Source organism: Flavobacterium johnsoniae, assembly GCF_030388325.1.
Lineage (GTDB): Bacteria > Bacteroidota > Bacteroidia > Flavobacteriales > Flavobacteriaceae > Flavobacterium > Flavobacterium johnsoniae_C.
In genome coordinates, this window is record NZ_CP103794.1 from 1,929,804 (window position 1) to 1,942,828 (window position 13,025).

Annotated in this window: 12 protein-coding genes and 1 tRNA gene; 10 read left to right on the forward strand and 3 right to left on the reverse strand. The window is 33.8% G+C overall.

Going from position 1 to position 13,025, the window contains the following annotated elements:
* Nucleotides 1-55 precede the first annotated feature (55 nt).
* The 10 genes from mraY (at nt 56) to NYQ10_RS08575 (ending at nt 11,669) form a co-directional block, all read left to right on the forward strand.
* A complete protein-coding gene (gene mraY / locus NYQ10_RS08530) occupies nt 56-1,288 on the forward strand; it encodes a phospho-N-acetylmuramoyl-pentapeptide-transferase (RefSeq protein ID WP_289879972.1) in 1,233 nt (410 codons plus the stop codon).
* Complete coding sequence (murD, locus tag NYQ10_RS08535) at nt 1,289-2,620, forward strand: UDP-N-acetylmuramoyl-L-alanine--D-glutamate ligase (protein ID WP_289879973.1); 1,332 nt, start codon at nt 1,289-1,291, stop codon at nt 2,618-2,620.
* Nucleotides 2,621-2,708: 88 nt separating this feature from the next.
* On the forward strand, nt 2,709-4,019 hold the full coding sequence (locus NYQ10_RS08540) for an FtsW/RodA/SpoVE family cell cycle protein (RefSeq protein ID WP_289879975.1): 1,311 nt from the start codon (nt 2,709-2,711) through the stop codon (nt 4,017-4,019).
* Between the two features lie 45 nt (nt 4,020-4,064).
* Entirely contained in the window at nt 4,065-5,159 is a 1,095-nt protein-coding gene (gene murG, locus NYQ10_RS08545) for an undecaprenyldiphospho-muramoylpentapeptide beta-N-acetylglucosaminyltransferase (RefSeq protein ID WP_289879977.1), read from the forward strand.
* Nucleotides 5,160-5,264: 105 nt separating this feature from the next.
* Nucleotides 5,265-6,614, forward strand: a complete 1,350-nt coding sequence (murC, locus tag NYQ10_RS08550; RefSeq protein ID WP_289879978.1) for a UDP-N-acetylmuramate--L-alanine ligase — start codon at nt 5,265-5,267, stop codon at nt 6,612-6,614.
* Entirely contained in the window at nt 6,601-7,323 is a 723-nt protein-coding gene (locus NYQ10_RS08555) for a cell division protein FtsQ/DivIB (RefSeq protein WP_276175081.1), read from the forward strand. Before murC ends, NYQ10_RS08555 begins: the two co-directional genes overlap by 14 nt.
* Before the next feature lie 6 nt (nt 7,324-7,329).
* On the forward strand, nt 7,330-8,742 hold the full coding sequence (gene ftsA / locus NYQ10_RS08560) for a cell division protein FtsA (protein ID WP_289879980.1): 1,413 nt from the start codon (nt 7,330-7,332) through the stop codon (nt 8,740-8,742).
* Between the two features lie 87 nt (nt 8,743-8,829).
* Complete coding sequence (gene ftsZ / locus NYQ10_RS08565; protein ID WP_276175079.1) at nt 8,830-10,806, forward strand: cell division protein FtsZ; 1,977 nt, start codon at nt 8,830-8,832, stop codon at nt 10,804-10,806.
* Nucleotides 10,807-11,072: 266 nt separating this feature from the next.
* Nucleotides 11,073-11,522, forward strand: coding sequence for a GatB/YqeY domain-containing protein (locus NYQ10_RS08570; protein ID WP_289879982.1), 450 nt, complete (start codon nt 11,073-11,075; stop codon nt 11,520-11,522).
* Nucleotides 11,523-11,595: 73 nt separating this feature from the next.
* Nucleotides 11,596-11,669: transfer RNA gene (locus tag NYQ10_RS08575), tRNA-Arg, on the forward strand.
* A gap of 115 nt (nt 11,670-11,784) precedes the next feature.
* Here the strand turns inward: NYQ10_RS08575 and NYQ10_RS08580 are convergent.
* The 3 genes from NYQ10_RS08580 to NYQ10_RS08590 are packed head-to-tail and all read right to left on the reverse strand — an operon-like array spanning nt 11,785 to nt 13,009.
* Nucleotides 11,785-12,156: a hypothetical protein gene (locus NYQ10_RS08580; RefSeq protein WP_289879986.1), complete on the reverse strand. Its 372-nt coding sequence runs from the start codon at nt 12,154-12,156 to the stop codon at nt 11,785-11,787.
* Nucleotides 12,157-12,212: 56 nt separating this feature from the next.
* The gene (locus NYQ10_RS08585) at nt 12,213-12,578 is read right to left on the reverse strand and encodes a hypothetical protein (RefSeq protein ID WP_289879988.1); all 366 of its coding nucleotides are present in this window, start codon (nt 12,576-12,578) and stop codon (nt 12,213-12,215) included.
* An 8-nt stretch (nt 12,579-12,586) separates the two neighbouring features.
* Nucleotides 12,587-13,009, reverse strand: a complete 423-nt coding sequence (locus NYQ10_RS08590; protein ID WP_289879989.1) for a hypothetical protein — start codon at nt 13,007-13,009, stop codon at nt 12,587-12,589.
* Nucleotides 13,010-13,025 lie beyond the last annotated feature (16 nt).

Sequence of the window (13,025 nt, forward strand, 5' to 3'; positions counted from 1 at the left end):
ACCACAGAATTGGAATTTGAAATTTCAAAATTAGAATTTAAAAAAACAAGGAAATATGCTGTACTATTTATTCGAATATTTTGATAAAACATTGGATCTTCCTGGAACGGGAGTTTTCCAGTACATCACATTTAGATCAGCTTTGGCATTTATGCTTTCATTGCTTTTGTCGACTATATATGGTAAAAGAATTATTAACTTTTTACGTCGTCAGCAAGTAGGAGAAACGGTTAGAGAACTTGGTCTTGCAGGTCAAAATGAAAAAGCTGGTACGCCAACAATGGGTGGATTGATTATCATTTTTGCAACCTTGCTGCCTGTTTTGTTGTTTGCTCGATTGCATAATATTTACATCGTTTTGTTAATTGTTACTACGCTATGGATGGGAACAATTGGTTTTGTGGACGATTATATCAAAATATTCAAAAAAGATAAACAAGGACTTAAAGGTATTTTTAAAGTAATTGGTCAAGTTGGTTTAGGAATCATCGTTGGAGCAGTTCTTTATTTTAATCCTGCGGTTACGGTAAGAACAGATACAGGTCGTACAGATGTTTTTAGAACAACAACAAATACTACTGTTGTACTTCCAGCTCCAGTTGAGGAGAAATCTACAGCAACAACAATTCCTTTCGTAAAAAACAACGAATTTGATTATGCTGAAGTATTATCTTTTATGGGAGATGGATATGAAAAATGGGCTTGGTTGATTTTTATTCCAGTTGTTATTTTCATCATCACTGCGGTTTCAAACGGAGCAAATCTTACAGACGGAATCGATGGACTCGCCGCAGGAACATCTGCAATCTCTGTCCTCGCGCTCGGAATATTTACGTTTGTTTCTGGTAATATCATTTTCTCGAATTATCTAAACATTATGTATATCCCTAATTCGGGAGAAATGACGGTCTTCATATCGGCATTCGTAGGAGCGCTAATTGGTTTTCTTTGGTACAACTCTTATCCGGCATCGGTTTTTATGGGAGATACAGGAAGTTTGACAATTGGAGGAATTATCGCGGTTTTAGCAATTGCAGTTCGAAAAGAAATATTGATTGTTTTATTCTGTGGAATTTTCTTGGCAGAAAGTGCTTCAGTGGTTATACAGGTATTTTATTTTAAATATACAAAGAAACGTTTTGGTGAAGGAAGAAGAATCTTTTTAATGGCGCCTCTTCATCATCATTACCAGAAAAAAGGATATCACGAAAGTAAAATCGTAACCCGTTTTTGGATTGTTGCCGTAATGTTAGCCATTTTATCAATCATTACTTTAAAACTAAGATAGATGAGGCTAGTAGTTTTAGGAGGAGGAGAAAGTGGTGTAGGAACCGCGATCCTCGGAAAGAAACAAGGATACGAAGTTTTTGTATCTGATTTCGGAAAGATAAAAGAGAGTTACAAAGAAGTTCTTATCATTAATAAAATTCCTTGGGAAGAAGAGCAGCATACAGAAGATTTGATTCTTAATGCTGATGTCGTAATGAAAAGTCCAGGAATTCCAGATAAATCTCCGATAGTGAAAAAGCTTATTGCTGCTGGAATAAAGGTGATTTCGGAAATTGAATTTGCAATTCCTTACACAGAAGCAATGACAATCGGAATAACTGGAAGTAACGGAAAAACGACCACGACAATGCTAACACATCATTTGCTGAAATATGCAGGATTGAATGTTGGACTTGGAGGAAATATCGGAAAGAGTTTCGCCTGGCAGGTTGCAGAAAATAAATATGATGTTTACGTTCTTGAATTGAGCAGTTTTCAGTTAGACGGAATTATAGATTACCGACCGGATATTGCCATAATAACAAACATTAGTCCGGATCATTTAGATCGATACGAATATAAATATGAAAATTATATCAATTCGAAATTTCGAATAACGATGAACCAGACCGAAAGCGATTATCTTATTTATGATGCAGATGATGAAGCGAGTACAGAATGGTTAAAAAAGAATAAAACAAAAGCAAAATTAATTCCTTTTTCATTGACAAAATCATTCAATGAAGGGGCTTCTATAAATAACAACAAAATGGAAATTAAGATCAACCAAGAAGAGTTTACAATGGACACAGAACACATTGCGTTAGAAGGAAAACATAATATGAAAAACGCAATGGCAGCAAGCTCTGTAGCGAAATTGATGCAAATTAGAAATGCAACAATCCGCGAAAGTTTATCTAATTTTCAAGGTGTTGAACACCGTTTAGAAAAAGTATTAAAAATACAAAACGTTCAATATATCAACGATTCAAAAGCTACTAACGTAAATGCAACTTTCTTTGCTTTAGACAGTATGAATGTTCCAACAGTTTGGATTGTTGGAGGTGTTGATAAAGGAAATGATTACAACGAATTAATGTCTTTAGTTCGCGAAAAAGTAAAAGCAATTATCTGTTTAGGAGTTGATAATCGTAAAATTATAGATGCTTTTGGAAACGTTGTTGATATTATGGTTGAAGTTAACAATATGAATGACGCTGTAAAAACGGCTCAAAGATTAACAGAAAAAGGTGATGCGGTTTTATTGTCTCCAGCTTGCGCAAGTTTCGATTTGTTCGAAAATTACGAAGATCGTGGAAAACAATTCAAACAAGCAGTTCACAACTTGTAGATAAAAGTTTAAAGTTTCACGTTTCAGGTTTCAAGTTCGACACCTGAAACGTGAAACCTGAAACAAAATAAAACCTGAAACAAAAAATATGAAAGAACTAGTAAACAAACTAAAAGGAGATAGAGTAATATGGTCATTCGTGGCTTTATTAGCGCTGTTTTCGTTTATGCCTGTTTTTAGTGCGAGTAGTAATTTGGCATACATTGGGCACGGAACAGGAAATACTTTAGGGTATTTGCTAAAACACTTGGCTCATATTTGCATCGGTTTCTTGATTATTTATTGGGTTCACAAAGTGCCTTATCATTATTTTAGAGCTATTTCTAAAATTGCGTTGCCTATTGTTTGGTTCTTATTGCTTTATACCTTGTTGAAAGGAACTGTTATCGCAGGAGCAAATGCAAGTCGTTGGATTCAAGTTCCTTTTATTGGAATCACGTTTCAGACATCAACATTAGCGTCAATCGTTCTTTTTATTTATGTAGCACGATATTTATCAAAAACCAAAGAAGAAAATGAACCTTTTCAGACTTCATTAATTCAACTTTGGATTCCGGTGTTTATCACTTTAATGCTGATTTTACCGGCAAACTTTTCGACTACAGCGTTGATTTTTGCAATGGTTTTGATGCTAACGTTCATCGGGAAATATCCTTTAAAATATATCGGATTTATTATTGGTTCAGGAATCGCAATGCTGGCATTTTTCCTTTTGGTTGCAAAAGCCTTTCCAGATTCGAGATTCTTTAGCAGGGTTTCAACTTGGGAAAGTCGTATTACCAACTTTACAACAGATAAACCAGACGAAGACGATTATCAGATAGAAAAGGCAAAAATTGCAATCGCATCAGGAAAATTAGGAGGATTAGGACCGGGAAAAAGCGTTCAGAAAAATTTCTTGCCACAATCTTCTTCCGATTTTATTTACGCCATTATTGTTGAAGAATACGGTTTGGTTGGCGGGGTTGCAATCGTAATTCTGTACTTATTGCTTTTATTCCGATTTGTAGTGGCTTCTCATAAAGCGCCAACATTATTTGGAAAATTAGTCGTCGTTGGAGTTGGGTTTCCGATGATATTTCAAGCAATGATCAATATGGCAGTTGCAGTTGAATTATTGCCAGTAACCGGACAAACATTACCATTGATAAGTAGTGGAGGAAGTTCAATCTGGATGACCTGTTTAGGACTTGGAATCATAATCAGCGTGACGAAAAAAGAAGAAGAGATTGCTGAAGAAAAACTAGAAAAAGAAAAGAGAAAAGAAGCTTTACAGCGATTGATCGATAGAGAATTGGCAGAAGATGATGTAATTCCTCAAGAAATATATGATGCAGAACCAGCTTATTCTATAGAAGATAATTCGAGAAATCCGATGAATGCGGTTTTAAATAAATAGAGTTAAAATATAAAAGTTTTTTAAAAAGTTGTAATTTTTAGAAAGATGACAAAGTATAAATTCATACTTAGCGGAGGAGGAACAGGAGGGCATATCTATCCTGCAATTGCTATTGCAAATGAATTGAAATTACAATTCCCAGATGCTGAATTTCTTTTTGTAGGCGCCAAAGATAAAATGGAAATGCAAAAAGTACCTCAGGCAGGTTACGAAATAAAAGGTCTTTGGATTGCGGGTTTACAACGTAAGTTGACATTACAAAATTTAATGTTTCCATTAAAATTGGCAAGCAGTTTATTGGAATCAAAAAGAATAATTAAAAAATTTAAACCGAATGTAGTAATTGGAACTGGAGGTTTTGCCAGTGGACCTTTATTACAGGCGGCAGGTTCGGCAGGAATTCCGACAGTTGTTCAAGAGCAGAATTCTTTTCCTGGAATTACAAATAAATTGCTGAGTAAAAAAGCAAATGCAATTTGTGTGGCTTATCAGAATTTAGAGCGTTTTTTTCCAAAAGAGAAAATTGTTTTAACGGGAAATCCAGTTCGTCAGGATTTAATTGATATTGAAAGCAAACGTGAAGAAGCAATTGCTTTTTACAATTTAGATCCCAATAAAAAAACATTATTGGTTTTAGGAGGAAGTTTAGGCGCAAGAAGAATCAATCAGTTAATTGAAAAAGAATTGCAAAATTTTCTTTCGCAAGATGTTCAGGTAATCTGGCAATGTGGGAAATTATATTTTGAAGATTATAAAAAATACAATCAGCCCAATGTAAAAGTGGTCGATTTTATTGAAAGAATGGATTTTGTTTACGCAGCATCAGATGTAATAATTTCACGTGCAGGAGCTTCATCAGTATCAGAATTATGTATTGTTGGAAAACCAGTGATTTTTATTCCATCTCCGAATGTAGCTGAAGATCATCAAACCAAAAATGCGCAAGCAATTGTTGATGCGAAAGGTGCCATTTTGTTGAAAGAATCTGAGCTGAACGAACAATTTAGTATCGTTTTTGAAGCGTTGCTAAAAGATTCAGGAAAACAAAAACAATTAAGTGATAATATTAAAAAACTAGCAAGACCAAAAGCGACACAGGATATTGTAGCACAAATTGTGAAGTTAATTAATAGGCAGTAAGCTATAGGCAATAAGCTTTAAGCTTGATGCGCTGTCTAAAGGAATGTAATAGAATTAGAAAATAAAGACAAAAGTTAAAGGCTTACGGCATAAAGCAAGAAAAAAATGAATTTAAATCAAATACAAAACGTTTATTTTATTGGTATCGGAGGAATCGGAATGAGTGCCTTAGCTCGTTATTTCAAGTTTATTGGAAAACAAGTTTCAGGTTACGATAAAACGCCTTCTATGCTAACTGATGAATTGATTGAAAGCGGTATTGATATTCATTTTGAAGATGATATTAATTTAATTCCAAAAGATTACTATGTAGAGAATACGCTGGTAATTTATACGCCAGCTGTTCCGAAAACACATTCAGAATGGAATTATTTTATAGAAAGACATTATGAGGTTAAAAAACGTGCTGAAGTTCTTGGAATCATAAGTAAAGACACTTTTTGTTTTGCGGTTGCAGGAACGCACGGAAAAACTACAACATCTAGTATTTTGGGACATATTTTGTTTCAAAGCGGCGCTGATGTAACAGCTTTCATTGGTGGAATTGTAGAAAATTACAATTCAAACTTAATTGGAAGCGGAAAAACGGTAACTGTTGTAGAAGCAGATGAATTTGATAGATCGTTTTTGCACTTGCGTCCAGATATTGCTTGTGTGACATCAATGGATGCAGATCATTTGGATATTTACGGAACAAGTGACGCAATTGAAGCTTCTTTTAGAGAATTTGCTTCCAAAGTAGAAGATAAAAATAATCTCTTCATTACAAAAGAATTGCCTTTAGAGGGAGTTCAATGTGCTGTAAATGAAGATGCTGTTTATAAGGCTTTTAATGTTCGCATTGAGGATGGGGCTTATGTTTTTGATGTGCAGACGCCATCAGAAATTATGAAGGATTTGCGTTTTGGATTGCCTGGAAGACACAATTTAATGAATGGATTGATGGCTATTGCAATGGCTAAGACATTCGGCACCCCGACCGATTCTATTGCAAAAGCCATTGCTTCATTCAACGGAATTAGAAGACGTTTTTCGTACCAAATTAAGAGCGAAAATTTAGTTTATATTGATGATTATGCACATCATCCAACAGAAATTAATGCTGTTCATCAGGCAGTTAGAGAGTTGTATCCAGGACGTAAAGTTTTAGCAATTTTCCAGCCGCATTTATTTAGCAGAACAAGAGATTTTGTTGACGGATTTGCGGCAAGTTTATCGCAGTTTGATGAAGTGTTTTTGATGGATATTTACCCTGCAAGAGAGCTTCCGATGGAAGGTGTTACTTCTGAGTGGCTTTTGGGTAAAATGACAAATTCGAACAAAAAAATTGTTGCAAAAGAAAATTTATTAGGTGAAATCAAAGCCAGTGATGCGCCTATTATTGTAACAATTGGAGCTGGTGATCTGGGAGAAATGGTTCCGTCAATAAAAAAGGTTTTAAATGAAAATATTTAATTGGACAAATATTCGATTAGTACTCATTATTGGACTTGTTCTTTTTCTATATTCTTTCGCACAACATCGAAATGGAGATAGAAAACTGAAAAAATCTATGGTTGTTTTTGTAGGAGAAAATACGCTTTTTGTGAAACCAGAAACGGTTAATAAATTGTTGATAGAAAATAAAAGAGACGCTTCCAGTATTAGAAAAGATGAACTAGATTTGAATAAGATAGAGAAAACCCTCGATACGCAAGAGATGATTGAAAAGTCAAATGTTTTTGTAAGTATCGATGGAGTTCTAAAAGCAGTAGTAAAACAGAAGACGCCCATAGCAAGAGTTTATGACGGCGGTTCTTCTTTTTATATTGATTACGAGGGTAATAAAATGCCCTTGTCGGACAATTTCACTGCGAGAGTTCCTCTTGTTTCAGGGGCAATTAATGAAAAAAATAACGAAGATTTAGCAGCTTTATTTCGCACAATTTATGACGATGCGTTTTTGAAAAAAAACATCATTGCTATAGAGATTATGCCGAATGGAAGCTTAAAAATGTTTAACCGTAACTATGATTACTTCATAGATTTTGGTAGAACAATGAATGTTGATAAGAAATTTAGAAACTATAAAGCGTTTTTTCAAAAAGCAGTTTTAGATAGTTCGTTATACAAATACAAAAAAATTGACCTTAGGTTTACGGAACAAGTAGTTTGCACTAAATAATAGAAAATGGAAAAAGATAATATTGCAGTAGGTCTAGATATTGGAACAACCAAAATCGTTGCCATGATCGGCAAGAAAAATGAGTATGGTAAGTTGGAGATTTTGGGCATTGGCAAATCCAAAAGTTTGGGTGTTGCCAGAGGAGTAGTAAACAACATTACGCAGACGATTCAGTCTATACAACAGGCTATAATCGAAGCAGAAAATAATTCGGGTTATAAAATTAAAGATGTGGTCGTGGGTATTGCCGGACAGCACATCAGAAGTATTCAGCATACAGATTACATCAGCAGAAATAATCCTGAAGAAGTAATTGGCGAAAATGATATTCAACTTCTAATTGATCAAGTAAACAAACTTGCGATGTTACCAGGAGAAGAAATCATTCACGTTTTACCACAAGAATTTAAAATCGACGGGCAATCTGAAATTAAAGAGCCAATCGGAATGTACGGCGGAAGATTAGAGTCTAGTTTTCACGTTGTGGTTGGTCAAGCATCTTCAATCAGAAATGTCGGAAGATGTATTCAGAGTTCAGGAATTGAATTGTCAGGATTGACATTAGAACCATTGGCTTCGGCAGATGCTGTTTTAAGTCAAGAAGAAAAAGAAGCTGGTGTAGCGCTTATCGATATTGGTGGCGGAACAACAGATTTGGCTATTTTTAAAGATGGCATCATTCGTCATACAGCTGTAATTCCTTTCGGAGGAAATGTAATTACAGATGATATTAAAGAAGGATGTTCTATTATTGAAAAACAAGCTGAACTTCTAAAAATAAAATTCGGATCTGCTTGGCCAGGAGAAAATAAAGACAACGAGATTGTTTCTATTCCAGGTTTAAGAGGAAGAGAGCCAAAAGAGATTTCGTTAAAAAATCTTTCTAAAATTATTCACGCAAGAGTTGTGGAAATTGTAGAACAGGTTTTTGCAGAAATTAAAGCATACGGTCACGAAGATCCTCGCAAAAAACTAATCGCAGGTATTGTATTAACGGGTGGTGGAGCTCAATTAAAGCACATCAAACAATTAGTTGAGTACATTACTGGAATGGATACTAGAATTGGATATCCAAACGAGCACTTAGCTGGAAATTCTGGTGAAGAAATTTCTAGTCCTTTATTTGCAACAGCAGTTGGATTAGTGATGAACAGTATCGAAAACAGCTCACAAAGTGCTGTTAGAATGGAATTGGTGAACGAACAGCCAAAAGTGGTTTACAGAAACGCTCCTCCAAATCCAGTACAGCGATACGAAGTAGAAGAAAATTACGTTGAGAAAGTAGAAACAATCGAAGAAGAAAGAGAAGTTGTTGGTCAGAAAGCTTCTAAAGATGAATCTACAGAAACAAAAATAAGACGATCATTTTTTGATCGTTATGTCGACAAAATCAAAGAATTTTTAGACAACGCAGAATAATTAGAATAACAAGAAGAAGGAAATTACTTTTTGCCCCAAGTCAAGAAGTAAAAAATGTACTTAATAAGAATTTCAAAAACCAAAAAGATGATGAGCAACTCAGAATTTGGAAGTATTTCATTTGATTTACCAAAAAATCAATCAAATGTAATCAAAGTCATAGGTGTTGGTGGAGGCGGTAGTAACGCAATTAACCACATGTTTAAACAAGGTATTAAAGGCGTAGATTTTATCGTTTGTAATACCGATTCACAAGCGCTTCAAAATAGTTCAGTTCCAAATAAAATCCAATTAGGAGTTAATTTGACTGAAGGATTAGGAGCGGGAGCAAACCCAGATGTAGGACAGCAGTCTGCGATCGAAAGTATTTCTGATATTGAAAAAATGTTGGATAGAAATACTAAGATGGTATTTATTACTGCAGGTATGGGTGGAGGAACTGGAACTGGTGCAGCTCCGGTAATTGCTCAATTAGCAAAAGAAAGAGAAATATTAACTGTTGGTATCGTGACTATTCCGTTTCAATTTGAAGGGAAAGTACGCCAGGAGCAAGCGATTATTGGAATCGAGAAATTGCGCAAGCAAGTAGATTCCCTAATCGTAATCAACAACAATAAATTAAGAGAAGTATACGGAAATCTTGGTTTTAAAGCAGGATTTTCTAAAGCGGATGAAGTTTTAGCAACTGCCTCAAGAGGTATTGCCGAAGTAATTACGCACCACTATACTCAAAATATCGATTTACGTGATGCAAAAACTGTTTTATCAAACAGCGGAACTGCTATTATGGGATCTTCTGTGGCAGCAGGTGAAAACAGAGCAAAAGATGCAATTATCTCAGCTTTAGATTCTCCGTTGTTAAACGATAATAAAATTACAGGTGCCAAAAACGTATTGTTGCTTATCGTTTCTGGAACTAATGAGATTACTCTTGATGAAATCGGAGAAATCAACGATCACATTCAAGCTGAAGCTGGTTACAATGCAAATATTATCATGGGAGTTGGTGAAGACGAAACTCTTGGTGAAGCAATTGCTGTAACTATCATCGCTACAGGATTTGATGTAGAACAACAAAATGAAATTGTAAATACAGAACCTAAAAAAATCATTCATACGTTAGAAGATGAGCAAAGAAGCGTTCATAATTTAACAAACAAACCACTTTCTTCTTTCGACTTAACAGTAGATACGCCTACTGCAAAAGTTGAAGATAAAGTAGTTTTTGATTTAACGGATGATGAAGACGAAACATTTGCTCCAACTCCGGTTCAAGCTGTTGCTCCAGCAATCAATCAGGAAGAATTGGTGGTAATGTCTGAGTTTATCAAAAATCTAGATGTAACTTTCGAAATTGTTTCGCCAATTACAGATATTGATTTTACAATTTCTGCTCCAGAAGTGCCTGTTCAGCAAATTCAGCAGCCAGTACAGCAACAAAGAGTATTTGAAAAAGAAGAACAAACAACTTTTTCTTTTGATCTTCCTTTGTTTAAACAAGAGCCTGTAAAAAGAGAGCCAGTTGTTGAAGATAATAGAGTTTTATTCGAATTGACAAATGAAACTCGCGAAATAAAAGTTAATGATCCTGTTCAGTTTGTACCTGTAACAGAAGTTTCAGATAACGGAGTTGTTAGATATTCTCTAGAAGAATATATGGAAGTAGAAAACGATTTATTGGCTTCTAAACCAGTTGAAAAAGTGGTTGAAGATGTTGTTCCAGAAGAATTAAACATCACTTTGAAACCAAGAGTTGATTTTGCTAGTCAGCCAGATTTTTCTACAACTTCTGAAGTTTCTCCTTTAGAATTAACTATTGAAGAAACATTACGTCTGAGAGCTGAAGAAAGAAGAAAGAAACTAAAAGAGTTTAACTATAAATTCCATAATAATGTTTCTAGAATTGATGAGTTGGAAAAAGAACCTGCTTATAAAAGATTAGGAATTGATTTGTCTAATTCTCAATCTAATAATGCAAATTCTAGAATCTCTGTTGGAACAGACAGTAACAACGATTTACAAATACGTTCAAACAATTCGTTTTTGCACGATAACGTAGATTAGTTTTTAAAATCATAATATTAGGATGGCCCGAAAATTGGATTTAATTTTCGGGTTATTTTTTTTATCTTCGCACAGAATTTTAAAATTTGACTTTTAAGATAGTATTTTAAAAACAATATTGTCACCCTGAGCGAAGTCGAAGGGCTTTTTGTCGGAAAGGGCTTCGACTTCGCTCAGCCTGACAAACTAGAAATATTAGTTTTAATTTAAACACCTAGTTCATACATCAATTAATAAGCATTGCTTATTTTAAATACAACATAAACATGAGTTTACAAACACAAATCATGGACGAGATTAAAAACGCCATGAAAGCAAAAGATACTGTTGCTTTAGAAGCTTTAAGAGCAGTAAAATCTGAATTGTTATTAGCTTCAACAGCTTCAGGTTCTAAAGAAGAATTATCAGAAGACGAAGAAATTAAATTACTTCAAAGATTGGTTAAAACTCGTAAAGAAAGCGCAAGAATATTTACAGAACAAAACCGTCCTGATTTAGCTGAACCAGAATTGGCTCAAGTTGCGGTAATTGAGAAGTTTTTACCAGCTCAATTAAGCGAAGAAGAAGTAGAAGCTGTAGTAGCAAAAATTATTGCTGAAACGGGAGCTTCAGGAATTGCTTCAATGGGTAAAGTTATGGGATTGGCGTCTGCTCAATTAGGCGGAACTGCTGAAGGAAAAACCATTTCTACAATTGTAAAGAAATTACTTTCGTAAATATAATTTTAGATTTTAGAATGTAGATTTTAGATTAAATTTGCATTCTAAAATCATAAATCAAAAATAAACTGACCGCGTAGTTCAACTGGATAGAATATCAGATTTCGGCTCTGAGGGCTGGGGGTTCGAACCCCTCCGCGGTCACTATAAAATAAAAAAGCTTGAGAATATTTATTCTCAGGCTTTTTTTTATTTATTACAGTGGATTTAGAACTAAAATAAACTGGTAATTCGGGTTTGTTAAATAGGAAACTAACTATTATAGCTTTTCCATTTCAAAATTTAATACGATGTCAGGCAGACTTTCCAAAGTAGATTTGCAAATAGCTTTTTTTCCTTCAATTTTGATTATTTCAACGCTAACTTTTTTTCCATTCATTTCTGGTGAAGCGTTTAAGTATATTAATTCATAATTGCATTCAGAAATCCATTTGATTGTTCCTTCCAAATCTTTTAAATCAGCGTTAGATTCTTTTTGAATTTTCTCTGTTCTGGTTAGAGTTGTAATTGGCAGTTTATAGTTAGTACATTCTATTTTAAATGTCCCGGTTTTAAAATCGACACATTTTAAATTTTGTGATTTGGCAAAACTAGCAATCATTATGAATGTGAAAATAAAAAGTGTTCTCATTTATTTTGTTTAGGTTTAAATCAATGTTTACAGTGTTTTTTTGATATTAGCAATGATTACTTTAAGTCGTTTCTAAACCCCATAGGAATTAAATCTTTTTCTATTCGATTTAAATCTTTTGCTTTGAATTCTTTGAATATTGATAAAGCACTTTCAACACTTTCAATTCCAAGTTCAGCATTTGCTTTTCCCCAGCTATATAAAGCTATTTCTAGATTTGTCATAATGAGTCCTGGTTTTACTTGTGATCCATTATATTCTTTTCCTTTAATTTTTGTAAAAAAGTCCAATTTTCCACCTTCTTTTGTTTCATTAAGAATGAAAGTTTTGATTTCTGCCTGTGATTTTTTTTCTTGATTTGAGTTTTGCGAAAAGCTGTAAGTACTAATAAGAAGTAAAAGGAGTAAAATGTTTTTTTTCATAAGTTTTTTTATTTTCTTTTATATATTAATACTTTATACCACATTTCTTTAGATATAGGGTTTTCCATATCCCATTCTCTATATAAATATTCATTATCTGTCCAGACTCCTTTTGTTTCAGGATTTTCTCTTGCGCTTTCAAGTATGATTTTATTATTCTCTTTATTTTGAGTAGAAATAATTAGAGCTAATTTATAATATTGATTGTCATTTTTATTTCCAGTTGGTTTTATGTAAAGACAACCTTTACTTTGTGCAAAAATAGATTCAGATATCGAATCAATTTCAATTCTTAAACCAACCGATTCGGCATATTTTACAAATTCTACTTTATCTAATTTTAATAGCTTTTCGTATGTTTTTTTGTCAAATGATTGAGAGTGTAAATTTTGAGCAAAGACAATTATTATAAATGTGAGTAATATTTTCATTTGTTGTTGCTTTTTT